Here is a 24,747-nt window from a genome sequence, read left to right as displayed (position 1 = left end):
GGTCAGGTCTGTGGGACGTGTCCGTTCAGCTTCACCTCGGCGTGCGTCTCGGTTCCGGCGCGGACTCCGATTCCGGCGTGACCCGCACGGCGCGCCTTGCCGATGGCGATATCGGCGAGCCGGGAGAGCGATTCCATGTTCCGCGGCACCAGCAGGAGTTCTTGCAGCGCGTTGGGCATGAGCCGGCCCAACCCGCGTTCGGCGTGCTCGTACATCCGGATCTGGGTCTCGTCGGTCGCGGTCTCGACGAGTTCCAGCCGGATCCACGCGGCGCCGAACGGCGAGAGCTTGGCCTCTAGTTCGAGCATGTGCGGCGGATCCACCGACACGACCTCCGTGGTGTCGCTCACGGTGAACGGCCATACGCCCGCGCTGTAGTGCAGCGACGCGCCGACGCCGGGCCATTCGTCGTCGACGTCGCGAATGTGCGTGGCGCCGACGACCCAGGCGGCGAACAGCCATCCGTCGGCCAGGACGGAGAAAACCTGCTCCGGTGTAGTCGGCACGGTGATTTCCACGTGGACCATCAGCTCAACGCTTTCTGGGTGCGGGCCGGTTTGCCTGTCGATTGCGGGGTGCCCGATAGGTGCGGGGGCAAACCACCGGCCGCGTCCAGGTTCCGCGGCCCGCCTGAACAGAACAAACGAATCCTCCCCGGCGCGCTTCGAGATGCGATCTTCGGAGCATGGTCGAAGCGAAAACATCGCGGGAACCAGTGGGGACACGAACCGTGTTCGGCCACCCGATCGGGCTGGCCAACTTGTTCGGCGTCGAACTCTGGGAGCGCTTCTCGTTCTACGGGATGGTCACCATCCTCGGGCACTACCTGCACTACTCGGCGACCGACGGCGGTCTGGGCCTGGGCAAGGACACGGCCGTGGGCATCGTCGGCGCCTACGTCGGCGGCCTGGTCTCTCTGCCCACCGTCCTGGGCGGCTGGATCGCCGACCGTTTGCCCGGGATGGAACTCACCCTCTTCTACGGCGGCGTCGTGGTCATGGCCGGGCACATCGCGCCGGCCGTGCACTCGACTCGCCCCGGAGGCTTTCCGGGCTCAGACAATGGCATTGTATTTTTTTCTCGGTTGGTCTCGGCACGTCGGTGTCGGGTAGTTTGGCTCGGTTCTATGACCCAGGTCACGAGTTCGCCTATTTCGGTATCACCGGGACGGTCATGGTGTGTGCGGGGCTGATCGTCGCCGCCATCGCACCATGGATCAGCAAATTCATGGCAGGCGTGCATTGACTCGCCGTCTGGGTACAGAACACAAGCAATTGGCACGAATTAAGGAGAACGCGTGACGAAACCCGGGCCACAAGCCGATTCGGCGGGTGATGTCTCGTCTCGGTGGGGCGGTCTGTTCCGCACCAAGTCCGTCGAACAGTCGATCCGCGACACCGACGAACCCGACTCGAAGCTACGCAAGGATTTGACCGCCTGGGACCTCACCGTCTTCGGCGTGGCCGTCGTGGTCGGCGCGGGCATCTTCACCCTCACCGCGCGCACCGCGGGCACCGTCGCGGGTCCGTCCGTCTCGCTGGCCTTCGTGTTCGCCGCGATCGCCTGCGGACTGACCGCGCTCTGCTACGCCGAGTTCGCCTCCACGGTGCCGGTGGCGGGCAGTGCCTACACCTACTCCTACGCCACCTTCGGCGAGCTCGTCGCCTGGATCATCGGCTGGGACCTGATCCTGGAGTTCGCGCTCGCCGTGGCGGTGGTGGCCAAGGGTTGGTCGCAATACCTCGGCGAGGTGCTCGGCACCACGTCTCCGATCGCGCACTTCGGCCCGGTGAACTTCGACTGGGGCGCGGTGCTGCTCATCACGGTGCTCGGCGTGCTGCTCGCGACCGGGACCAAGGTGTCCTCGCGGGTGTCGGCGGTCGCCGTCGCCATCAAGCTGGGCGTGATCGCGCTGGTGCTGGTCGTCGGCCTCACGTACTTCAAGTCCTCGAACCTCTCGCCCTACATCCCGCCGTCGCAGCCCGGTGAGCGGGGCGAGGGGCTGCGGCAGTCGCTGTTCTCCTTCCTGACCGGCGCCGGGCACAGCAACTTCGGCTGGTACGGCCTGCTCGCCGCGGCCAGCCTGGTGTTCTTCGCGTTCATCGGCTTCGACGTCGTCGCCACGACGGCGGAGGAGACCCGCAACCCGCAGAAGGCGGTGCCCCGCGGCATCCTGGGCTCGCTGCTCATCGTGACGATCCTGTACGTCGCGGTGTCGCTCGTGCTCACCGGCATGGTGCCCTACACCGAGTTGTCCCATGGCGACGCGACACTGGCCACGGCGTTCGGCATCCACGGGGTGACCTGGGCGAAGAACATCATCTCGATCGGCGCCCTCGCCGGGCTCACCACGGTGGTCATGGTGATGTATCTCGGGCAGACCCGGGTGCTGTTCGCGATGTCGCGTGACGGGCTGATGCCGCGCAAGCTCTCGCACACCGGTAAGAACGGCACGCCGGTGCGGGTCACCGTCATCGTCGGCGTGGCGTGTGCGCTGCTGGCCGGGTTCGTGGATTTCGGCACGCTGGAGGAGATGGTCAACATCGGGACGCTGTTCGCGTTCGTGCTGGTGTCGGTCGGCGTGCTCATCCTGCGGCGCACGCGTCCGGACCTGCCGCGTGGATTCCGGGTTCCGCTGGTACCGCTGATCCCCATCCTGGCGGTGCTGGCGTGCGTGTGGCTGATGCTGAATCTCTCGGTGGAGACCTGGCTGCGGTTCCTGGTGTGGATGGTGATCGGGTTCGTCGTCTACTTCGCCTACTCCCGGCACAACTCCGTGCTCCGGAAGGCATCCGTCACCTAGGACGCGGCCGGAGTTCGGGTGTGGGGTGGCGGCGGATAGCCTGACGCCGTGTCGCAGCGTGAGTTGGTTGTTCTCGGGACCGCTAGTCAGGTGCCGACGAAACAGCGAAACCACAACGGGTACCTGCTCCGGTGGGACGACGAGGCGATCCTGTTCGATCCCGGTGAGGGCACGCAACGGCAGATGACCTATGCCGGTGTGAGCGTCACCGGGCTCACCCGGATCGCCATCACCCATTTCCACGGCGACCACAGTCTCGGGCTGGCCGGAGTGGTGCAGCGGATCAACCTCGACCGCGTGCCGCATCCGGTCGACGTCTGCTTCCCGGCGTCCGGCGCGGCGTACTACGAGCGCCTGGTCAACGCGACGTCGTACTATCACCGCGCCGAGCTGCGGCCTCGCCCGATCCTCGCCCCAGGTCCCGTCGACCTGCCCGAGGCGGCGTTCACGGTGACGGCGGTGCGGCTCTCCCATCCGGTGGACACCTTCGGCTATCGGCTCAGCGAGCCGGCCGGCCGGCGGATTCTGCCGGACCGCTTGCGCGCCCTGGGATTGCGCGGCCCGATCATCTCCGAACTGCAAACGCGCGGCAGTGTCGAATTCGAGGGGCGCACGATCACTTTGGCGGAGATCAGCGAACCGCGCTCCGGTCAGAACTTCGCCTTCGTGATGGACACCCGGCTGTGCCCCGGAATCGGGGAGCTGGCCGCCGACGTCGACATGCTCGTCATCGAAGCCACGTTCCTGGACGCCGACGAACACCTGGCCCTCGAATACGGCCATCTCACGGCGGGCCAAGCCGCCCGGGTGGCCGCCGACGCGGGCGTTCGCACCCTGGTGCTCACCCACTTCTCCCAGCGCTACCGCGACCTCGACGAGCACTTGGCCGAAGCGGCGAAGTACTTCTCCGGCGAGATCCACATAGCCACCGACCTCGCCAGGATCCCGCTGCCACCCCGGCGCTGACACTCCGCCGCGAACATCCGACACGCCGAGATGACGCGCGGACGCTAACACCAGCCCGCCGCCACCGATCTAGTTCTCTGGGACGCCTGCCAACCCGGGCTGCGAACAACCGCCACCGGCACCGGTCACCCGACCGCGCCGTCCGGCACCCGGCCACGGCCGACGCCCCGCCACCCCGACAAATTGTCGGAATTCCGGTACAGCCGTACGACTCGGTACGCTGTCCCGGACGCCCCTATAGCCCAATTGGCAGAGGCAGCGGACTTAAAATCCGCCAAGTGTCGGTTCGAGTCCGACTGGGGGCACTTACTGAGCCGAAGGTCGATCGCTTCTCTCGCTGCCCTTCGCACCCATGCGGACGCCCTCCGTCTGCAGTCCTCGGGTCGAGCTACTGTGCCGACCTGTACCAGGGAGCTGGCAGTGCGAGCGCTAGGACATCGGTCCATTCCACGAGAATTCGGTCGACCAGGTGAGTCCTGCCGTGTGGTCGGTAAGGGTCAGCTCGAAGTCCCAGGGCGTGTCTGCGATGTCGTCCGGGATCGGGGCCTGGAAGGTTCTGATCGTTCGTGTCGCCGAGGTCGATTCGCCGGCCACCACCTCCGAGGTTCCGAAGTTGGCGCGCAGGACGGCATCGACCTCGTAGTCCCAGATGGATGGTGCGCGTTCGTCGAGCGCGGTTGCGGTGTAGAGGAACTCGATGCCGTTGGGATCGAGCGTGATCGGTCCGATCCAGGCCTCGATCGGACCATCCTCGTCGGTTACGAAAGCTGGATTCGTCAGCATGGCCAATCGGCCCCGTGGATCGCCCAGCGGCGCTGAGTAGACGATGTCGTTCGGCCGAGACAGTCGCCTCACCCAGGGACCGTCGGTGGTGACGTCGTCGATGGTCAGCTCGATATCGAGCGGTGTCGTATCCGGGCCGAGGTCGGGCAATGTGAAGGTCGTGCCGGCGTGGGTGTCGGACGAGCTGCTTCCCCAGCCCACGTCGGTGGCCACACCGTTGGCCAGTGCCGACACCCCGACCTGGTAACTCCGCAACGACGGCGCGGCATCGCCGACCACTTCCGCCGCGAGGGACAGCCGCAACCCGGTGGGCGTACGCAACGCTGGTCCGACCCAACTCAGAATTCCGTTGCTGCCGTCGGACACGAATTCCGGGGGCGCCCACACGGCCAGTACACGATCGGTAGTGCGCTCGCTCGGTGACATCGTCGGCTGTGCTCCTCTGGATCGCGTTGGCGGAGGCGGAACGATCTGTTCGGGCCCTGCGATCGCCCCTAGATCAACGTAACAGTGCCGCGCAGGCTGCTTCTGCTGTGCGTCGGCTTCCCCGGCAATTGCGGCGACCGGCTGACCGAACGGCGATCACCCGGTCGCGTCGCACTAGCCGCGTTATCACCCACCCTCAACATCGCCGCAGGGCAGCGAGGCCACCTCTGAGGTCCCGGAAGTTGCGTGCTTACCGGCGCTGATCCAGCCCTTCGCCCGGTATCTGTTGGTGGTGTTCGTCCGGCAGCGATCGTTGTGATACTGCATGACAACCACCTGCTTCCCTTCATCGAAAGCGGGGTTGCTCCTGCGTAACACCTGTACCCACGAGTCGCCGACCTGCGTCTCGAGCTGGACGGTGACCTTGTGCGGATGCCAGTCATCACCGGTGCACTGGGACGTCACTCCCCATTCGATGTACCCGTTCACGGCCCTGATCACATGGAAGTTCCCGGCACACGCCCCCGACCCGGCGGCCGCTGCGGCCGGGTTCGTGATCATTCCCGCCACCGCAAACGCGCCTACGGTGAGTGTCGCCACAATAGACTTATGAATCTTCATAGTTTTCCACCCCGAGAAATATGTTGAGACGTCGCCACTTTCGGCGTTCGCTGCGCGCTGTGCACTGCGGAGAAATGTGGTGACACTGGATATGACGCATCGCAACGCCGACCGGTTCCACTGATTCGCAGACTCTTAGTGTCCGAGCCGCGCCTCCTGCCCTGCGTCGTCGGCGTCGTGTGGCGGGCCGGACGCACGTTGCCACTAGCCCGTTCGACACGCAGGCGGATCAGAGCTCGTTCTGCGAGTGGATCTCCCCTTCGATGCGCTGGCGTATTGCGTCCACCGTGCGGTCCTGGGGAATGTGCTCGGGCCACAGTATGACGAGTGCCAGTACGACCAGCGGCAGACCGATAGCGACGATGAAACCCAGCGCGATCAGGGTGCCCACCCCACTACTGTGCGCAGCGCCGAACCCAGCGGGTATTCCCGCGTGCCGGTGATCAGGTCGGCCATCTCGGTGACGGCCCACCAAGGCGTATCGGGTCTCAGTATGCCGAGGTGAGGGACAACCACCGCGTCGGCCATGTGCTCCAGCGCGTACTGGACTGCGATCAGCGCCGCCAACGCGGCTTGCGCGTCTGTGTGCACGGTGTAGACGATTCTCAGCCTGTGCCGCTGCACCAGCGCTTCGAACTCGGTTGGATCGTGGTCACTGTGGAGCAGAGCTACAGCCTGCCTTGGCCCCTGTTGGTCCGTCACTAGCCCCTCCTGATTCCGTTTGGTTACACCCGGTATCGAGGGGTCGATCGCCATCACCCCGATACCGGGTGTTGACGAAAAGCCTCTTAAATGTTCATGCTTCCAAGGGCTAGGTCTGGAATAGCCTTTTACCCTGGAGGTATGAGCCTTTCGACACATGCCGGACAGGCGATCGCGGCCGAGCGGAAACTCGCGGGCCTGAGCCAGCGCCAACTGGCCGACCGCGCCAACTACAGCCTGGCCATGGTCAAGGCGGTCGAGCAGGGACGCGAACCAGCAAGCCCGGCGTTTCTGGCCGCCGCCGCGCGGGTACTGCGCGTGGAACCCGAACGGCTGACCGGCATCCCGTACCGCGACCTCATCGAGAAGGACGGGCCGCTGGAGGGGCTGGCCGAATTACGCGCCGTGCTCGCCGAGGGTGCGTACGTGCGCCCTGTCGAGCCGCCCTCGCTCGCGGCACTCGCCGCAGAGATGGCCGCGGTGGACCTCGCGTATCGGAACGACAAGGGTCGGGTCGCGCTTGCACGTATGCCGGACTTGCTGCGACGACTGTATGGAGCACTGCATAACGCTGCCCACGGAGAGCGTGGAGCGGTGTTCTCGCTGTTGTGTGCCGCCTACGTGACTACTGAACGGCTATGCAGGCGATTCGGATTCATACATCTGGCACCGACCGCACTCGATCGGCTCGAATGGGCTGCGGCATCGGCGGACGATCCTCGCTACGCGGCTCAAGCCAAAATCAAACGCGCGCGAATTCTCATGTACCACGACTCCAACGACACCGGCCTTCGGTTGGTAGAGAGTGCGCTCGACGAGATCGAAGGTGACGACGAAGCATCCAATGCGGTGCGCGGCTATGGGCACCTGTGCGGCGCGATCGTGGCCGCGCGGAGTTCCCGTTCCGATATCGCCGCAGAGCACATCGATCATGCGCGGCGTCTTGCTCCGGCAATGCGCGGTGAATCCGACCTGTACGGCACCCTGTTCGGCCCTGCGAACGTCGGTATCCACTCCGTTGCCGTCGCGCTCGAAGCGGGTGACCCCGGCAAAGCAGCGCACGAAGGCTCAGCTCTTCTGCTTCCTGGCAAAATTGCACCGCCTCGAGCGGGGCACCACTGGCAGGACGTGAGCCGCGCGTGGCTGATGATCGGCAAGCCGGACCAGGCGCTCGACGCCCTGAACCGTGCCCGCCGCGTCGCTCCGCAACAGACCCGATTGCACCCGTCGGTCCGTGAAACGGTGTATGGCATCGCGGCAGCGCAGCGCAGACAGACCAACAGCCTCACCGGGTTTGCCTCGTGGCTCGGCGTACAACTGTGAGCGCCACCATGGATATTGCAGATCGGCAAGCCCTGTGGCTTCGTGATCGGTGCTACCGGCTGCACGGCACGGGCAGTGGGCGATCGCGACATGACGTAGCTGTAACGGCGGTGAGTTGCGGGCCACCCGGCCCGCAACCTGTCAGCGTGAGAGTCCGTGGGCGCGGGCGATGATGCGTTCCATGGCGGTGCGGGGGAGAAGGCGGCGGAGGATGAAGAGGGCGGGGGCGTTGCTGCCTACGGCGTAGAGGGGTTGGGGGCGCGGGGCTTCGATCGCTTTGACGATCGTGGTGGCGACCTTTTCTGGGGTGATGCCCTTGGACTGGTTTTCGTCGAGTTTCGCCATGAAGGTCGTGAAATCGGCGGTGTGGGGGGAGCCGTCGGTGAGGTACTTGGTGCGGCGTTCGCGGAGTCCGGTGTCGATCTGGCCGGGCTCGACGGCGGTGATCCAGACGCCGAAGGGGGATTCCTCGAAGCGGGCGGCGACCGCGAAGCCGCGCAGCGCCGCCTTGGTGGCGACATAGGAGGAGCGGTAGGGCATGGGGAAGCTGGCGAGCATCGACCCGACCATGACGACGCGCCCGTAGCGGCGATCCCGCATGCCGGGCAGCACCGCCTTGGTCAGGGCGATCGGGCCGAGCACATTCAGCTGGAACAGTCGCTCGACGGCGTCGGTGGGCAACTCGGCCAGCGGTCCCGCCTGGCTCTCGCCCGCATTGTTCACGAGCACGTCGACGTGGTCCAGACCGGCGGCGAAGGCCTCGATCGAAGCCGGATCGGTGAGGTCGAGCGCGCGGTACTCGACCTCGGGCAGCACGGCGTCCGAACCGATGGCGTCGGGATTGCGGCTGGTGCCGATCACCCGATACCCCCGCCCGGCCAGCGCGGCGGCCGTAGCCTTCCCGATTCCGGACGACGCACCGGTGACCACAGCGACGCGAGACATAACGCTCCTTTTCGACGGCAACATGCTGACGATATCGTCAGCTCTCGCTCTGTGCTACCAGAAAGTAACTTCGGTGCCGTCGATGTGCTGCGGAGCCGACCGCACGACGAACGCGGCGTCGATGCCCGCCCGGCCCAATGGCGGTGGGAAACGGGAGTACAACACGTGGTGGCGGCTCGGATATTGCCCATTGAATTCTGCATGGCGGGTTCGAGCCCGGACGTGGCGTCGGCGGGCTGTCGTGTGTGCCGCGCTCGCGTGGTTCGCGGGCCTGTGAGCTGGGCGGACGGGTGTGCATGGCGACGTGGGATGCGCACCGGCGCAGTCGAAATCGTTCACCGGAGGGAAGCCGTTCCGGATGTCGGCGGTGGAGGGATGGGGCTAGTGTTGGCCGGCGCGGTGCAGGCCGGAGACGCTGCCGCGTTACCCCCGACGCCGAGGAGATTGTGGTGGTTGTCGATACCGTCCGCGAGGAACAGGCGATCCGTCAGATGACGGAGCGGCTGGTCGAAAACTACACCGAGACTTATTCTCCGGACCATATCGAGAGCGCCGTCGGTGCGGCGCGGCGGAAATTCGAGGGCCGCCCGGTGCGGCAGTTCGTCCCGATTCTGATCGAGCGGTTGGTGCGGCGGGAATTGGAGAAGTCTCCCGAGGCGGAAGTGCAACCCACCACGGTCCCGATGGACAAGTCGCCGCAGGCCCCCGCCGCCGCTCCCGGGAAACTGTCGGAGATCCGTGAGCTTTTGTCGTCCAAGAAGCGTTTCGCACCGTACGCCGTGGGCGCCGTCGTCGTTCTGACGGTGATCGCCGTGGTTCTCGCCGTGCGGCAACCCGCTCCGGAGGCGCCCGCCGCCGCTCCCGCGCCCGCCGCGGCGCTCACGGTCGTCCACGGTGTGGTCGGCTCGGAGAAGATGCCGTTCTTCTCCGACCCCAAGGTGATCGACGCGCTGGCGCGCAACGGCGTGCGCGTCGAGGTCGAGCCCGCCGGTTCGCGGCAGATCGCCACGTCCATCGATCTCACGAAATTCGATTTCGCCTTCCCGTCCAGCGAACCGGCCGCCGAGCGAATCCAGCGGCAGCGCAACGTGACCGCGAAATACACGCCGTTCTCCTCGCCGATGGCCGTCGCGACGTTCGCGCCGATCACCGAGCTGCTCACCCGGGCGGGAGCGGTGCGCCCCGGCCAGGTGCCGACGCTCGACCTGCGCCGCTACCTCGAGCTGGTGCGCAACGGCACCCGCTGGGACGAACTGCCCGACAACACCGCCTACCCGGTGCGCAAGAACATCCTGATCTCCACCACCGACCCGCGCAGCTCCAACTCCGCGGCCATGTATCTGGCCGCGGCGAGCTACGTCGCGAACAACAACACGATCGTGCAGGGGCAGAACGCCGAGCAGGCCGTCCTCCCCGCGGTGTCGCGGCTTTTCGTGGGCCAGGGTTACACCGAGAACACCACCGAGGGCCCGTTCAACAACTACCTCGCCACGGGTATGGGCCCGACGCCGATGGCCTGGATCTACGAGGCGCAGTACGTCGAGGCGACCGTGCGCGGCCAGATCAAACCCGAGATGACGCTGCTGTACCCGTCACCGACGGTGTTGTCCCGGCACACGCTGGTGCCGTTCGGCGCGGCGGGTGACCGGCTCGGGCGCCTGCTGTCCACCGACCCGGAATTGCAGCGCCTGGCCGCCGAGCACGGCTTCCGCACCAACGACGGCGCCCAGTTCGCGAAGGTCGTCGCCGAACGCAACGTCCCGGTGGCCCCGGACCTGCTGGACGTCGTCGCCACCCCGACCTACGACACCCTGGAGCACCTGCTCGACGGAGTAACCAAGTCCTACAACTGAACCCGGGGCGGATCGCCGCTAGCGTTTCGGTGGAGAGGATCCGGGCACCCTCTTCGCATCAGATACCGGAACAACGGCCGGTATCGCGGCGGGAGGAACGACCAGTGACAGCGGACGACGGCCCATGGGAGATCCCTCCGATCGATGACGCCCCGGATATCGCGCGCGACTCCGCGCCGCCGCCGGGAGCGACGATGGCCGACACCAGGAACTGGCCGGGGTACGGGTTGCTGCTGGTCGCCGCGGCGGGTGCGATAACCGCGGCGGTGCTCGCCGGCTGGGGGTTCGGCAGGCTCTCGGTCGTGGCCGCGATCATCACGGTCGTCTTCCTGCTGATCGGGGTGGGCCTGATCGTGCTGGAGCAGGTGCGGGCCCGCAGGCACGCCGCACCGCCCGCCGAACGGGCCACCGTGCCGCCGGGGTACTGAGGAGCGTCAATCCCGGGGCAGGAAACCCGACTCGATGAACTCCCGGACGAAGGTGTCCACTACCGCACGGTCGATCTCCGGGCAGGCCATGCCGGTGTCCGCGAGCGCGGCGCGGGTGTGTTCGTCGGCCCAGTCGAGGTGACCGGCGAGTCCGGCGAAGTCGTGGCTCAGCAGGGCCGCGCGCACCAGCGAATCGTCGCCGAGCGCGTCGCGCCGCCGCGCTTCCCTGGCCAGGCCCGCGCGCACCGTGTCCTCCGGCATCGTCGCCACCGGCAAACCGTGCGCGCGCAGACTGGCGAGGATCTCCCCGACCGCTACCGGGGCCCGATTGACCAGGTGATAGACGGTTTCCGAGCGCGGACGAGCCGAGATCTCCACGATCGCGCCCGCCACATAGCTCACCGGAACCAAGGAAACGGTCGCCTCGCCCACGTCGGGCGCCATGCCGAGCATCGCGGCGGCTCGCACCATGTTCCACAGCGAATCCTGCGGGCTGTTGACGCCGATGTCCGGGCAACCGCAGATGGTGCTCGGACGGTAGATGGCGATGGGCACACCACGTTCGCCTGCTTGGCGGACCAGTTCCTCGGCGGCCCATTTGGAGGCGAGGTAGCCGTTGCCGGACACCTGCCCCGCGGGTAGGCGGATGTCCTCGGTGACCACCGGCGAATCCGGCGTCGCGGCGACGGCCGCGCCCATGGTGGAGACCAGGTGGAACGGCTTGACCCGCCGCGCCGTCGCCAGCCGCAACAACTCGCGGGTGCCCTCGACGTTGGCCTGCCGTAGCCGGGCATAAGGATCGACGTGATTGACGCGCGCGCCGTTGTGATAGATCACGTCGATGCTGTCGGCCAATCGGTCGTAATCGGCCGGGTCGAGGCCGAGGCGCGGTGCGGTGAGATCGCCCGCGACGACGACGATCCGCTCCGCGGCGGTGGTTCCGGAGAGCCGGTAGTGGCTCAGCGCACCGAGGATTCGGTCGATGCCTTCCTCGGCGTCGGCGGCGCGCACCACGCACCACACCCTCGCCTCGGTGCGATCCAGCAGGGCTTGCAGCAGGTGTACGCCGAGAAAGCCGGTCGCGCCGGTCAGCAGGATCTCCTGTGGCGGACCGGTGTGCGCGGGCTCGCATCCGCCGATGCCGATCTCCGGCTCCAGCACGGCGTCGCGTTCGGGCGTCGCCGCGGTGGGGGCGGACCCGCCCGCTAGTCGCGCCGCGAGGCCGCCGACGGTCGGGGTCGCGAGGATCGCCGACATCGGCACGTCGCGGCGGAGCCGCTCCGACAGCCGCTGGTGCAATGTGAACGCGAGTAGTGACGACCCGCCGAGTTCGAAGAAGTCGTCGGCCACCCCGATCGGGGACACGCCGAGCACGTCGGCGAAGACGTCCGCGACCGCGCGCTCCAGTGCGGTGCCGGGCTGCGCACCGGTGCGTGCGGCGAATACCGGCTGGGGTAGCGCGGCGCGGTCGAGCTTCCCGCTGGTGTTCACCGGCAACGCGTCGAGCGCCAGCACCGCCGACGGCACCATGTAACCGGGCAGCACGCGAGCGACCGACTGACGCACGACATCCGGGTCGACCGTGGCCCCCGGCGCCGCGACGACGTAGCCGACCAGCCGGTCACCGGCATCGGAGCCCTTGACCGCCACCGCGGCCCGGCCCACCGCAGGGTCGGCCAGCAAAGCCGCTTCGATCTCACCGAGTTCGATGCGGTGGCCGCGGACCTTGACCTGGAAATCCGTGCGGCCCAGATAGTCCAGGGTACCGATGCGGTGCCAGCGCACGAGGTCACCGGTCCGGTACATCCGTTCGCCCGGGTGCAGCGGATCGGCGACGAACCGGGCCGCGGTCAGACCCGGCGCGCCATGGTAACCGCGGGCCAGCTGAATGCCACCGAGGTAGAGCTCGCCCGCCACTCCCACCGGAACCGGCCGCAACCGGTCGTCCAGCACGTGGCAGCGCGAATTCCATTCCGGCACACCGATGGGAACGCCGGCCGCGGTGCGATCGGCGGCCGAGACCGCGTGTCGCGTGATACTCACCGCGGCCTCGGTAGGTCCGTACAGGTTGTGCAACTCGGCCGTGGTCACGTTCGCGAAGGCACGCGCGGTTTCCGGCGGCAGCGCCTCTCCGATGACGAAAACAGCTCGTAGCGAGGACAGTTCGTCCGCCGTTGCCTGCTGGGCGAATACCGTGAGCATCGCGGGAACGAAATCGGTGAGCGTCACCCGGTGCTCGGCGATCAGCCGGGACAGCGCCGCCGGGTCGCGATGCTCGTCCGGTCCGGCCAGCACCATCCGCGCGCCCGCGCGCAGCGGCAGGAAGTAGCCCCACAGGGACACGTCGAAGGTCGCGGGAGTTTTGTGCAGATAGACGTCGGTGGCGTCGACAGCGTATTCCGCCTGCATCCAAGCGAGCTGGTGCACGATCGCCCGATGGCTGATCGCCACGCCCTTGGGGCGGCCGGTCGACCCGGAGGTGTAGATGAGATAGGCGGGGTGGTCGGCGTGCCACGGTGTCCGGCGCTCGGCGTCGAGCACGGGTTCCGCGCCGAAGCGGTCGAGGTCCAGGGTGTCGATGTCGTAAGCCTCGGCCGCGGTGAAACCGTCCGCCGCGGTGGTCAGCACGCACCGGGGCGCCGCCGATTCGAGCACGTACCGGATGCGCTCGGCCGGGTGTCCCGGGTCGATCGGCACCCAGGCCGCGCCCGCCGCCACGATCGCGTGCAGCGCGACGACCTGCTGGATCGACCGCCGCATCGCCACCGCGACGACGGTCTCCGCACCCACGCCTCGTTCGATCAGCCAGCGAGCCAGCCGCGCGGATCGTTCGAGCAGTCGCGCGTAAGTGAGCGTCTCGGATCCGCAGACCACCGCGATCGCGTCCGGCGTCGCCGCGGCCTGCCGCGCCGTCGCGGCGGTGAGCGGCTCGGCCCGCACGTCGTGCTCGGCTCCGGCGCCCCAGGAGCGGATGCGTTTGTGCTCGACCGGGTCCATGATGTCGATGTCGCCGACCACGGCGTCGGGCTCGGCCGCGACCCGCAGCAGGGTTCGGATGTAGCCGTCGAGGAAGCGCTGCACCGTGTGCTCGTCGAACAGGTCTGTGCTGTAACCGAATCGGATGATGATCTCGCCGGGCTCGCCGTCGTCGTCGCGGATGTCGACCACGCCGATGTGCAGATCGGTTTTCGCCGTGTCGGCGTCCACGTCGAGGAACGACACGCTGGGCCCGGACAGGTCCAAGGTGGCCTGCGTGAAATTCTGGAAGGCGAAGCCGACCTGGTAGAGCGGGTGGCGTCCGGGTGATCGGGTCGGATCGACGGCGTCGACCACGTGCTCGAACGGCACCTCGGAGTGCGCGAAGTTGACCAGATCCCGTTCCCGGGTGCGGTGCAGCAGAGCGGTGAAACTCTCCGCGGGCTCGATCCTGGTCCGGGAGACGGTGGTGTTGACGAACATGCCGACGACATCCGCGAGCGCGGGCTCGGCCCGGTTGGTCATCGGCACGCCGATCGCGATGTCGTAGCTTCCGGACAGGCGGGCCAGCAGCACGGCGAGCGCCGAGCGCATCACCATGAACAGCGTCGATCGGTGGGCGCGCGCGACGGTGAGCAGGTCGCGGTGCAAGGTCGCGGGCACCGTCCGCTGAGTGGCCGAGCCGCGCAGTGTGGCCACCGGCGGGCGCGGCCGGTCGGCGGGCAGGTCGAGTTCGTCGGGCAGACCGGCCAGCTCGCCGGTCCAGTACGCCAGTTGCCGCGACAGCGGTGAATCGGGGTCGTCGCGGGAACCGAGCAGATCCTGCTGCCACAGGGCATAGTCGGCGTACTGCACATCCGGTGGCAGCCAGGCCGGGGCGGCTCCCGCGCTACGGGCGGCGTAGGCCAAAGCGACGTCGCGGGCCAGCGGCGCCAGCGAGGATCCGTCGGCGCAGATGTGGTGAAGGGCGCAGACCAGGACGTACTCGGTGGGGGTACGCAGCAGCCGGACGCGCAGCGGCACCTCGGCCGACACGTCGAACCCGTGCCGCAGGATGGCGCGGACGCGGTCGGGTACCGCGTCGTCGGACAGTTCCTCCACCGCGAAATCGTCTACCACCTGCTCGGTGCCGAGGATGAGTTGCCGCGGTCCGTTCGCGTCGGCGGGATAACTCGTACGCAGCGACTCGTGCCGCTCGACCGTGTCGGCGAATGCCGCGCGCAAGGCGGGAATATCCAGCTCCGACAGCCGCAGCGCGAAGCCGATGTTGTCCACCGAGGACGTCGTGTCGAACTGGTTGCGCAGCCAGAACCGCAGCTGGGCCGGCGACAGCGGGATACGCTCCGGCCTGGTCCGTGCGCGCAACACCGGGCGTGCGGTGTCGAATTGCTGCGAGCGGATCGCCTTGGACAAGGTGGTGACTGTCGGATGGTCGAACACCAGCCGGGGTGGGATGCGCAGCCGCCATGTTTCGCTCAGGCGCGCGGCGACCTGCGTCGCCAGCAGCGAGTTGCCGCCCGCCGCGAAGAAATCGGCGTCCGCGCTGAACCGCTCTCGGCGCAGCACGCGTGCGAAGACCTCGGCGACCGTTTCCTCGCCGAGGTCGACGGCGGGCCGGTAGTCCGGCTCGTCCAGGGCGCGCACGCGCAGCGCGGGCCGATCGGCCTTGCCCGTCGGGGTGCGTGGGATCCGATCCACGACCGTGATCGTGTTGGGCACCATGTACTTGGGCAGCAGCGCGGCCAGCGCGTCGGCCAGCGTGGCGGGGTCAGGGGCATAGCCCGGTTCCGGTTGGACGAAGGCGGCCAGCGTGGTCTCGCCCGCGGCGGTCTTGCGGTCGACGGTCACGGCCAGCCGGACGCCGGGCTGTGTCGACAGGATGGCGTCGATCTCGCCGAGTTCGATCCGGAAACCCCTGACCTTGACCTGGTCGTCGGCCCGGCCGAAATAGTCCAGATGGCCCGAGGTGGTGCGCCGGACGAGGTCGCCGGTGCGGTACATCCGCGAGCCGGGCGGTCCGAACGGATCGGCGAGGAACCGCTGTCCGGTCAGATCCGGGCGTCCGTGGTACCCCCGCGCCACCCCGGGCCCGGACACGTACAGCTCGCCGACGACGCCGACGCCGACCGGGCGCAACCGGTGATCGAGTACCTGGCAGCGCATACCCGGCACAGCCGACCCGATGGTGACCGGTGCGTCCGGTGACAACGGCGGGCTCAGCGTCGCCATGATGGTGGATTCCGTGGGGCCGTAGGCATTCTGGAACAGACGGCCGTCGGCCGCCCAGTGCCGGGGCAACATCGGCGGGCACGGCTCGCCGCCGACCATGACCGAACGCAGGGCGGGCAGTCCGGTCGGCTCGATGGTGGCCAGCGCGGACGGAGTGAGGAAGGCGTGGGTGATCGCCTGCCGTGCGAGCAGTTCCACCAGTGCGGTGCCGCCGTACAGGGTCGGTGGGGCGATCACCAGCGTGGCGGCGGAGCAGATCGCGAGCAGCAACTCCAGCACCGAGGCGTCGAAGCTCGGTGACGCGAAGTGCAGCACCCGCGCGTCTTTGTCCAGCGCCTGCCGCGCGGCCAGTTCGGCGCACAGCGGGGCGAGCCCGGCATGGGTCACGGCGACGCCTTTCGGGCGTCCGGTCGATCCCGATGTGTAGATCACGTAGGCCGCGTGGGTGGCGCGAAGTCGAACGGGGCGTTCGAAATACGCGATCGGGCTCGCGGGATTCGCCGCCACCTGTGCGATCACTTCGGCATCGTCCAGCGCGAGCCAGCGCACCTCGGTGGGTAGTGTCGCCGCGTGGGCGGCCTGGGTCAGGCCCAGCGCGGCACCGCTGTCGATGACCTGGAACTTGATGCGGGACAGGGGAAGTGCCGGGTCCACAGGGACGAACGCCGCACCGGACTTCGCGATCGCCCAGACCGCGAGCACCGAATCGAGCGAACGCGGCAGCGCCACCGCCACCGCTGTTTCGGGGCCCGCGCCCGCGGCGATCAGCGTGCGGGCCAGCCGCGAGGAGCGCGCGTCGAGGTCGCGGTAGGTGATCTCGCTGTCGTCGCAGACCACGGCGACGCCGTCGGGATTGTGCTCCGCGGCGGCGGCCAGCAGCGCGGCGAACGTCGGCGTGGCCGATTCGGCGGATCTGCGGCGGCGGCCTTTCCGGGCGGGTGGACGAGTATCCCGGATACCGCTGGTCATGTAATCGTCCCGTTCCGCGTGGCAGTAAACGGCCAGATGCTACAGCCGCACGGCGGGATTCCTCAACGATGAGAAGGCGATACCGCTCTGGTCGAACGGCGGCGCGTGCCGCGAGCCGTTGGCACGCGCGTGAGCCCGAGCGGCACGGTTCAGCGGGTGCCGTGCCCCTGACAGGCGGTCAGCGCGGTGTTCTTCGTGGCGTTGAACCGGTCGATCGCGGCGTTCAAAGTGTCGGTGTCGGCGCGGCGGGCCAGCGTGTCGGCCAAGGCGTTGGTGTCGTCGCGGTAGGCGCGCAGCGGGGTGGCGATCCCGGACGGCACTTCTCTGGTCACGCTCTGGTCCACCGAGCGCCCGTTGTTCCGCAGCGTCGTGACAGCCGCGTCGGCTTTGCCGTTCGTATCGGGATCGCCGCGGCCTTTCGTGTTGCTTGCATCGATGTAGTCGTTGAACGCGCGTACCGAGCTGCCGTTCGCGGCCAGGAAGGCGTCACAGGCCGACTTGGTGGCGCGTTCGGCCGCGGCGGCCCGTGCCGACGAGGCGGCGGCCGAGGAGGAGGTGACCTCGGAGGCGTACGCGGCCAGGTCGGTCCGGTTGACCTCCGCCGTGCCGGAGATCTGCTGTGCGCAGGCGCCGATGGTCAGCGCGCCCGCCGCGGTGGCCGTGGCGGCCACCAGCCGGCCCGCGCGTTCGAGTCGTCGCATGGTCGGTCCCTCGCTCCCCTCGGAAGTCCGGCCGGGACGGATGAACGGAGCCGGACAATCCGAAGGTACGTCGCGGGGACCCGCCACGCCGAGCCCGCGCCGATAACGATGGCCAACCGATATCGGCGCGGGGGAGCGGTTCAGCTCTGGCCGAGCATGGCTCGCATCTGCGCTATTTCGGCCTGCTGGGCGGCGATGATCCGCTGAGCGAGCGCCTTCGCGTCGGCGTTCTCGCCCTCGGCCAGCTCGGTCTGGGCCATGGCGATCGCGCCCGCGTGATGCTCGATCATCATGGTCAGCCATTGACGGTCGAAGTCCGGACCCGATGCCGCGTCCAGCGCCGCCATCTGTTCGGCGGACATCATGCCGGGCATCTCGTGGCCGCCGTGCCCCTCGCTCGGGGTGGGCGCCGGTTTGCCGAAGCTCTGCAAGAGGGTGGTGATCTGCTGCATCTCCGGCGCCTGTGCTTGCTCCACCTGCGTGGCGAGCGCACGCAGCTGCTGGTTGTCGGTGTGCGTCGGCACCAGCCGCGCCATTTCGACGGCTTGGGCGTGATGCGGATACATCATCTGGAGGAACATCACGTCCGCGTCGTTGTGCGCCGCACGGGCGGGCGCGGTCGTGACGGCCGCGGTGGTGGTCGAGGTGCCGTGCTCGGTGGTGTGCCCGGTGTCGGCGTCGCCGCATCCGGCGAGGCTCACCGCGGCCGCCGCGGCGAGAACGAGGGCCGATCGGGTGCGAGTGATGAACATGGGGTCGCTCCTTGCGAAGTGCGAAGTCTGAGGACGGAGTGGACTGCGCCGCCACCGTGGTTCGGACACACGGCGGCGACGGAGTTGTCAGATCCGCAGAATCGCCAGTTCGGCCAAGGTGAGCACGGTCCACGGCGGCGGTCGTGCACGCCGCGCCCGCCAGTGCCGCGGTCGTGCCGCACCGCCGCCGGGGCGATCGAACGCCAATCGGCGGAGCAGCACCAACGCGGCCAACGCGATGGAGGCGGCCAAGATGAACACACAGCCGTGCAGTGCGCTGTGCTCGCCGTCGCACCCGCCGCCCGCGCAGTGGGACATCTTCGCCGCGACGGTCGCGTGCCATGACGCGCCTGAGGTCGCCTCGACGGCTCGAGGCGCAGACGAGTCGCGGGAAGCGACGGCCGGTGCGGATGCGCCCGGGGTTGCCCGGACGGCTGGCGGGGTAGTCGAGTCGCGGGAAGCGACGGCCGGTGCGGATGCGCCCGGGGTTGCCCGGACGGCTGGCGGGGTAGTCGAGTCGCGGGAAGCGACCACCGGTGCGGATGCGCCCGGTGTGCCCGATAACTCCTGGCCGCGTTGCCGGTCGTCGCGGTGCGCCCTGTCCTGAGGTCGATCGTGGCCGGTCGGAGCGGCGCCCGAGGATTGCGGTGTCGCGTGTCGATGAGGAAACCCGGGCGCGGCGGCAGCTCGTTCGAGTCCGTCGGCTACCGCGTCGGAGGCGGCCGCGAGGGTGTGCACGCCGGCCGCGTGGGCGTGGCCGGAGAACCCGAAGACCGCCGAATGCATCGCGACGACCCCGGCGACCAACGCCAGCACCCCTAGGAGCTGGGCGAGCCCGGCGGCGGGAAGTGCGCGGCGGTCGACCACGAGTACCGAGTCTAGCCCCCGCTCTCGATATACCCGTTGGCGGTACCGGTATCTAGGAGCTCGCGACGTCGACGACCAATCGGGTCGGGTTGGGCAGCGTGGTGACGGTGAAGGAGGGCCGGTCGGCCCGTACGCCGATGAACGACTGCGTCACGCCCTCGAACACCGTCGTCCGGTAGACGCCCGCGATGCCGGAGACCGCCGCGTCGACGGCCGGGTCCGGGCCCTCGTACGGTGTCACGCCGCTGTCGAACGGGTAAGCCGAGCCCAGGATTCGTACTTCCAGAATCGACCGGCCCGCCACGTCCACCGGATTGCCACTGGCGTCCTGCACCGCCCGGTCGGTGTACCGGACGATCCAACCGGGCGTGCCCGCCCCGCCGAGTTCGTAGACCACGCGATCGAAACCGGGCTGACTTCCCAGCCGCACATCGGTCACCGTGAGCGCGGTGTCGCCGGAAGGCTTGCCCTGCTTCGGTGCGGTGTCCCCGGGGGCTGGGGCCTGCGCTACCGCGACCGACGTGGCGGGTTTCGACGCGGCCGGTGGGCCCGGTGCCGACTCGCCGTCCCCGCAGCCCGCGAGCAGTGCCGTCGCGACCGCGACCATGAGCACCATCCTGTTGCGCATGGCCCGATGCTACTCAGCGAAAGGCCTCGGACGGCGTAACCGGAGAGCGTTGCGGCGCATTCGCCATCGGCCCGCCGCAAGCTACGCGGAGGTGCGAACACTCGTGCACCTCGAATGGTCGGTCTGCCGAGCCCGATTAATTGCTATTTGATTGCCATGGTTCATGTCCTGTGTGCGAGACTCCTGCCGTCGCCGGCGGAGTGAGTGCCGGCGCCGGATCGCCCCTCCGTCGAGCCCGAGGGGATCGGCGGTTGATCGAATGCCGTATTCACCGATGCGTCCGCGAAACCGCTTGTCCTGACCGGATTCAGCGTGCGGAGCGCCGTGCCGGGAATCCGGCGGAATCGATAGGGCGGGGTGGGCGCGACCATGCGGCAACGATCTAGCACACTTGAGGCGTGGGAAATGTCGAGGACGTACTTGGCCGGTTGCGGCGGTATCCGGACGTGGAGGCGCTGAACCTCTACGCCGTCGACGCCGCCGATCGGCTGATCCTCGACGTCGCGGCCGACGCCCTCGCGACTGTGAATAGCGGGAAAGTAGCCATCATCGGTGACGCCTATGGTGCACTGACCCTCGGCGCTATCGCGGGACACGATCTGCGCGACGTCCGGGTGCATCAGGACTTGCTCACCGGCGAACTCGCCCTCGCGAACAACGCCCGCGCGGTGGGCTTGTCGGATCGCTACACCGCGCACCCGCTCGGCCCCGAGTTGCTGCGTGATGCCCAGGTGGTCCTGCTTCGCCTGCCCCGGATGCTGGCCGGTCTGGCCGAGGTCGCCGACACGATCGCGCGCTACGCGGATCCGGCGGTCGAGGTGTTCGCGGGCGGGCGGGACAAATATCTGACCAAGTCGATGAACGACGTTCTGGCGCAGTCGTTCTCCGAGGTGCGCGCAAGCCGCGGCAGGCAGAAGTCGCGGACCCTGCTGGTGGCCGGACCCAAGCCCGTAGCCGGTCGACCGTTCCCGGTGCGCGACCGGCTGGACGAACTCGGTCTCGACGTGGTCGCGCACGGCGCGGCGTTCTCCGGGGCCCGCCTGGACATCGGCACCAGGTTCCTGCTCGAGCACCTGAGACTGATGAAGCCGGACGCGCGCGACGCCATCGATCTCGGCTGCGGCACCGGCATCCTTGCCGTCGCGCTGGCCAAGGCGCGGCCGGGTATCAAGGTGATCGCCACCGACCAATCCGCCGCCGCGGTCGCCTCGGCGCGGGCCACCACCGAGGCGAACGGGGTCGCCGACCGAGTGTGCGTCGTGCGCGACGACGCCATGTCCTCGGCGGCGGACAACAGCGCCGACCTGGTGCTGTGCAATCCGCCGTTCCATATCGGCGCGGCCGTGCACACCGGATCGGCCATCAAAATGTTCGCCGAGACCGGGCGGGTGTTGCGCCCGGGTGGAGAGCTGTGGACGGTGTACAACTCGCATTTGAACTATCGGGCCGTAGTCGAACGGATGGTGGGCCGGACCGAAGTGATGGGCCGCAACCGGAAATTCACCGTGACTCGGTCGGTGCGTGGTCTGCACGACCCACGACAAAGGTAGAGTCCGAATTGTCCGGCTCTGTGCGACTCCCCGGGAACTCGCGACGGATGACAAACGTTGGACAGGGCAGTTGGATATCGAGTGAAGCAACTCGATGAACAGCGGCAACGACTCCAGAAAGGGACGCCGTTCACATGCGTACCACGAGCAATCCGGTTTTCAGGAACCTGCCAAGGCAGGAGGGCGGTGGATACGCCAGCTTCGGTTCCGGCGTGACCTCCGCCGGCCAGTTCGGCAACCAGTACGGCCAATACCCACAGCAGTACGGCCAGTACCAGCAGGCTCCCCCCACCACGCGCTCGATGACCATCGACGACGTGGTGACGAAGACGGGCATCACCCTCGCGGTGCTCGCGCTGTCCGCGATCGTCTCCTACGGCCTCACCAACGCCAACACCTCGCTCGCGCCGCTGTTCGTGATCGGCGGCGGCCTGGTCGGCCTGGTGCTCGTGCTGATCGCGACCTTCGCGAACAAGATGGACAACCCGGCGATCGTGTTGTCCTACGCCGTCGCGGAGGGCCTTTTCCTCGGCGCCCTGTCGTTCATGTTCACCAATATCGAGTTCGGCGGGGTCGGCGGTAGCGCGCTGATCGGTCAGGCGGTGCTGGGCACCTTCGGTGTCTTCGCGGGCATGCTCGTGGTCTACAAGACCGGCGCCATCCGCGTGACGCCGCGCTTCACCAGGATCATCGTCGGCGCCATGATCGGCATCCTGGTCCTGATGCTGGGCAACCTCGTCGCCAGCTTCTTCATCGACGGCGGCCTCGGCCTGCGCGACGGCGGTCCGCTCGCGATCGTGTTCAGCCTGGTGGTCATCGCCATCGCCGCGTTCAGCTTCCTGCTCGACTTCGACGCCGCCGATCAGCTGATCCGCGCGCAGGCTCCGGAGCGGGCGGCCTGGGGCGTCGCACTCGGCCTCACCGTCACCCTGGTGTGGCTGTACGTGGAGATCCTGCGGCTGCTGAGCTACTTCCAGAACGACTAGCCGATACGACGAAAGGGCGGTCGCCGGATATCCGGCGACCGCCCTTTCGTCCGCGGGTCAGCTCAAACGCTCGATGACCATCGCCATGCCCTGGCCGCCGCCGACGCACATGGTCTCCAGACCGAACTGCTTGTCGTAGGTCTGCAGGTTGTTGAGCAGCGTGGTGGTGATCCTGGCGCCGGTCATGCCGAACGGGTGTCCGAGTGCGATCGCGCCGCCGGAGACGTTCAGCTTGTCCTCATCGATCTTCAGCTCCCGCGCCGAGCCGAGGACCTGCACCGCGAACGCCTCGTTGATCTCGACGAGGTCGATGTCGTCGATGGTCTTGCCCGCCAGCGCCAGCGCGCGCTTGCACGCCTCGATCGGGCCGAGACCCATGATCTCCGGCGACAGACCGGACACGCCGGTGGAAACGATTCGCGCCAGCGGCGTCAGGCCCAGCTCCTTGGCCTTGGTGTCGCTCATGATGACCAGCGCCGCGGCGCCGTCGTTGAGCGGACAACAGTTGCCCGCGGTGACGGTGCCGTCCGGGCGGAACACCGGCTTCAGCGCGGACACTGCCTCGTAGGTGACCCCGGCGCGGGGGCCGTCGTCCTTGCTGACCACGGTGCCGTCGGGCAGCGTCACCGGGGTGATCTCGCGCTCGAAGAAACCGTTCTTGATCGCCTCCTCGGCGCGGTTCTGCGACCGTACGCCCCAGCGGTCCTGGTCCTCGCGGGTGATGCCGGTGGAGGTCGCCACGTTCTCGGCGGTCTGGCCCATCGCGATGTAGACGTCCGGGATCAGGCCGTCCTCGCGCGGGTCGTGCCAGATGCCCGCGCCGCCCTCCGCGGTCTTCGCGGTGCGCTGCTGCGCTTCGGCGAACAGCGGGTTCTGCGTGTTGGGCCAGCTGTCGGCGGAACCGTTCACATAGCGCGACACGGTCTCCACACCCGCGGAGATGAACACATCGCCTTCGCCCGCCTTGATCGCGTGGAAGGCCATGCGGGTGGTCTGCAGCGACGACGCGCAGTAGCGGTGCACCGTGGTGCCCGGCACGAAGTCGTAGCCCAGCTGGACGGCGACGACGCGGGCGATGTTGAAGCCCTGCTCACCGCCAGGCGAGCCGCAGCCCAGGATCAGGTCGTCGATCTGGGCGGGGTCCAGGGCAGGCACCTTGTCGAGCGCTGCCCGCACAATCTGCGTGGTCAGATCGTCGGGCCGCAGGTCGACCAGCGAACCCTTGCGGGCCCGGCCGATCGGGGAGCGTGCGGTCGAAACGATGACGGCCTCAGGCATGAGGACTCCTTGGGTCGGACGGTTCTGGCGAACCGGAGTTGTTACTCACGGGTTCGTACCGAATCTACGTCCCGTCGCGGAGTACCGAAAGCGCCTGTCCCGCCCAGTGCCTCCAGCAGCGCCGGGAGCAATTGCGCTGCGGCCAGTTCGTAGCCGGCCGCCGACGGGTGGAAGCCGTCGGCGGCGAACAGCAGCTCCGGCGCGGCGCGGAACTCGGGGGCGAGCAGGTAACCCATGCGGACGGGTTGCCCGCCCGCGACCGTCGTCGCCACGTGCTGCGCCTTGGCCAACCGCACGCTCCAGTTCTGCACGACGGTGCGCAGCGGCTGGGGAATGGCCGCCACAGTGCCGAGATTCGGGCAGGTGCCGACCACCACCACCGCGTCGGCGCGGCGCAACCGGGCGACCGCGGCGGCGAGCCTGCGCGCGGAGGCGCGGATCGAGTGCTTCTTGGTGACATCGTTGGCGCCGACGAGAATGACCGCGGCATCCGGCGGCGGGCCCGCGACGAACATCGCGTCCACCTGCCCGGCCAGACCCTTGGACGTGGCGCCGGAGATCGCCTTGGTGCTCAGGCGGATCCGCTGCCCGGTCGCCTCGGCGAGTCCTCGGGCCAGGCGCACGCCCGGCACCTCGTCGGCCACCGCGCAGCCGAGGCCCGCCGCGGTGGAGTCGCCGAAGATCATCAGATGGAGGTCGGCGTGCTTGCCCGCACGCCACGGCTCGGGCTCCGCGCAGCCCGCGGTGTAGATGCCGTCGGCTTCCGGCGGCTTCGAGGTGTCCCGGCCGATCACTCCGCGCGCGACGCCCGCCTGCGCCATGAGCAGACGGTAGGTCGCCCACCACGCGGTCCCCGCGCCGGAACCGGCGAGCACGGCCGCGGCACCGGTCAGCGCGGCCGCGCGCCAGCGAAACTGAGGTGCGCTCACGCCAGGAATTTTACGAAAATCCGCCGAGTCGA

General features: G+C 68.4%; 20 protein-coding genes, 1 tRNA gene and 1 pseudogene. 9 read left to right on the top strand and 13 right to left on the bottom strand.

Annotated elements, in window-relative coordinates; genetic code table 11:
* Nucleotides 1-2: 2 nt before the first annotated feature.
* Complete coding sequence (locus ACIHAX_RS17405; RefSeq protein WP_355074465.1) at nucleotides 3-527, bottom strand: SRPBCC family protein; 525 nt, start codon at nucleotides 525-527, stop codon at nucleotides 3-5.
* A 158-nt stretch (nucleotides 528-685) separates the two neighbouring features.
* On the opposite strand from ACIHAX_RS17405, the pseudogene ACIHAX_RS17400 reads away from it, so the two are divergent.
* The 4 genes and pseudogenes from ACIHAX_RS17400 to ACIHAX_RS17385 all read left to right on the top strand — a co-directional run.
* Nucleotides 686-1,024 (top strand): annotated as a pseudogene (locus ACIHAX_RS17400) (MFS transporter); the annotation flags it as partial.
* Between the two features lie 273 nt (nucleotides 1,025-1,297).
* Complete coding sequence (locus ACIHAX_RS17395) at nucleotides 1,298-2,803, top strand: amino acid permease (protein ID WP_364428992.1); 1,506 nt, start codon at nucleotides 1,298-1,300, stop codon at nucleotides 2,801-2,803.
* 48 nt (nucleotides 2,804-2,851) lie between these two features.
* The gene (locus ACIHAX_RS17390) at nucleotides 2,852-3,769 is read left to right on the top strand and encodes a ribonuclease Z (RefSeq protein WP_397278478.1); all 918 of its coding nucleotides are present in this window, start codon (nucleotides 2,852-2,854) and stop codon (nucleotides 3,767-3,769) included.
* A 231-nt stretch (nucleotides 3,770-4,000) separates the two neighbouring features.
* A tRNA-Leu gene (locus tag ACIHAX_RS17385) sits at nucleotides 4,001-4,074 on the top strand.
* A gap of 124 nt (nucleotides 4,075-4,198) precedes the next feature.
* On the opposite strand, the gene ACIHAX_RS17380 is transcribed toward ACIHAX_RS17385, so the two are convergent.
* The 4 genes from ACIHAX_RS17380 to ACIHAX_RS17365 form a co-directional block, all read right to left on the bottom strand.
* Nucleotides 4,199-4,978 carry a hypothetical protein gene (locus ACIHAX_RS17380; protein WP_364428998.1) on the bottom strand — a complete coding sequence of 260 codons (780 nt, stop codon included), beginning with the start codon at nucleotides 4,976-4,978 and terminating at the stop codon, nucleotides 4,199-4,201.
* Between the two features lie 186 nt (nucleotides 4,979-5,164).
* Nucleotides 5,165-5,599: a hypothetical protein gene (locus tag ACIHAX_RS17375; protein ID WP_364429001.1), complete on the bottom strand. Its 435-nt coding sequence runs from the start codon at nucleotides 5,597-5,599 to the stop codon at nucleotides 5,165-5,167.
* A gap of 229 nt (nucleotides 5,600-5,828) precedes the next feature.
* The gene (locus ACIHAX_RS17370) at nucleotides 5,829-5,990 is read right to left on the bottom strand and encodes a hypothetical protein (RefSeq protein WP_397278475.1); all 162 of its coding nucleotides are present in this window, start codon (nucleotides 5,988-5,990) and stop codon (nucleotides 5,829-5,831) included.
* Nucleotides 5,978-6,190 (bottom strand): hypothetical protein, encoded by a 213-nt coding sequence (locus ACIHAX_RS17365; RefSeq protein WP_397076234.1) that lies wholly within the window; start codon nucleotides 6,188-6,190, stop codon nucleotides 5,978-5,980. Before ACIHAX_RS17365 ends, ACIHAX_RS17370 begins: the two co-directional genes overlap by 13 nt.
* Nucleotides 6,191-6,442: 252 nt before the next feature.
* Here ACIHAX_RS17365 and ACIHAX_RS17360 point away from each other — a divergent pair, with 252 nt between their 5' ends.
* Complete coding sequence (locus ACIHAX_RS17360; RefSeq protein WP_397278473.1) at nucleotides 6,443-7,624, top strand: multiprotein-bridging factor 1 family protein; 1,182 nt, start codon at nucleotides 6,443-6,445, stop codon at nucleotides 7,622-7,624.
* Nucleotides 7,625-7,765: 141 nt separating this feature from the next.
* Here ACIHAX_RS17360 and ACIHAX_RS17355 read toward each other — a convergent pair whose 3' ends face one another.
* Nucleotides 7,766-8,569, bottom strand: coding sequence for an SDR family oxidoreductase (locus ACIHAX_RS17355; protein ID WP_397278471.1), 804 nt, complete (start codon nucleotides 8,567-8,569; stop codon nucleotides 7,766-7,768).
* A gap of 449 nt (nucleotides 8,570-9,018) precedes the next feature.
* On the opposite strand from ACIHAX_RS17355, the gene ACIHAX_RS17350 reads away from it, so the two are divergent.
* Complete coding sequence (locus ACIHAX_RS17350) at nucleotides 9,019-10,422, top strand: three-helix bundle dimerization domain-containing protein (protein WP_364429016.1); 1,404 nt, start codon at nucleotides 9,019-9,021, stop codon at nucleotides 10,420-10,422.
* A 104-nt stretch (nucleotides 10,423-10,526) separates the two neighbouring features.
* Nucleotides 10,527-10,850: a hypothetical protein gene (locus ACIHAX_RS17345; RefSeq protein ID WP_355078563.1), complete on the top strand. Its 324-nt coding sequence runs from the start codon at nucleotides 10,527-10,529 to the stop codon at nucleotides 10,848-10,850.
* A 6-nt stretch (nucleotides 10,851-10,856) separates the two neighbouring features.
* Here ACIHAX_RS17345 and ACIHAX_RS17340 read toward each other — a convergent pair whose 3' ends face one another.
* From ACIHAX_RS17340 to ACIHAX_RS17320, 5 genes are all read right to left on the bottom strand, one after another.
* Nucleotides 10,857-17,024 (bottom strand): amino acid adenylation domain-containing protein, encoded by a 6,168-nt coding sequence (locus ACIHAX_RS17340; RefSeq protein ID WP_397278468.1) that lies wholly within the window; start codon nucleotides 17,022-17,024, stop codon nucleotides 10,857-10,859.
* A 149-nt stretch (nucleotides 17,025-17,173) separates the two neighbouring features.
* A complete protein-coding gene (locus ACIHAX_RS17335; protein ID WP_397278466.1) occupies nucleotides 17,174-17,725 on the bottom strand; it encodes a hypothetical protein in 552 nt (183 codons plus the stop codon).
* Nucleotides 17,726-17,865: 140 nt separating this feature from the next.
* Nucleotides 17,866-18,477: a DUF305 domain-containing protein gene (locus ACIHAX_RS17330; protein WP_355078566.1), complete on the bottom strand. Its 612-nt coding sequence runs from the start codon at nucleotides 18,475-18,477 to the stop codon at nucleotides 17,866-17,868.
* 87 nt (nucleotides 18,478-18,564) lie between these two features.
* On the bottom strand, nucleotides 18,565-19,344 hold the full coding sequence (locus tag ACIHAX_RS17325) for a hypothetical protein (protein ID WP_397278464.1): 780 nt from the start codon (nucleotides 19,342-19,344) through the stop codon (nucleotides 18,565-18,567).
* 52 nt (nucleotides 19,345-19,396) lie between these two features.
* Complete coding sequence (locus ACIHAX_RS17320) at nucleotides 19,397-19,972, bottom strand: hypothetical protein (RefSeq protein WP_397278463.1); 576 nt, start codon at nucleotides 19,970-19,972, stop codon at nucleotides 19,397-19,399.
* Between the two features lie 398 nt (nucleotides 19,973-20,370).
* On the opposite strand from ACIHAX_RS17320, the gene ACIHAX_RS17315 reads away from it, so the two are divergent.
* Nucleotides 20,371-21,522 (top strand): methyltransferase, encoded by a 1,152-nt coding sequence (locus ACIHAX_RS17315; RefSeq protein WP_364429034.1) that lies wholly within the window; start codon nucleotides 20,371-20,373, stop codon nucleotides 21,520-21,522.
* 134 nt (nucleotides 21,523-21,656) lie between these two features.
* On the top strand, nucleotides 21,657-22,508 hold the full coding sequence (locus ACIHAX_RS17310) for a Bax inhibitor-1/YccA family protein (RefSeq protein ID WP_355078570.1): 852 nt from the start codon (nucleotides 21,657-21,659) through the stop codon (nucleotides 22,506-22,508).
* Between the two features lie 57 nt (nucleotides 22,509-22,565).
* On the opposite strand, the gene ACIHAX_RS17305 is transcribed toward ACIHAX_RS17310, so the two are convergent.
* On the bottom strand, nucleotides 22,566-23,786 hold the full coding sequence (locus tag ACIHAX_RS17305) for an acetyl-CoA C-acetyltransferase (RefSeq protein WP_355078571.1): 1,221 nt from the start codon (nucleotides 23,784-23,786) through the stop codon (nucleotides 22,566-22,568).
* Nucleotides 23,787-23,827: 41 nt separating this feature from the next.
* Nucleotides 23,828-24,715: an SGNH/GDSL hydrolase family protein gene (locus ACIHAX_RS17300; protein ID WP_397278460.1), complete on the bottom strand. Its 888-nt coding sequence runs from the start codon at nucleotides 24,713-24,715 to the stop codon at nucleotides 23,828-23,830.
* Nucleotides 24,716-24,747: the final 32 nt, after the last annotated feature.

The organism is Nocardia sp. NPDC051929 (genome assembly GCF_044548645.1).
GTDB classification, from domain to species: Bacteria; Actinomycetota; Actinomycetes; order Mycobacteriales; family Mycobacteriaceae; genus Nocardia; species Nocardia sichangensis.
The sequence above is the reverse complement of the archived record's forward strand: the minus strand, read 5'-3'. Positions and strand labels throughout refer to the sequence as shown.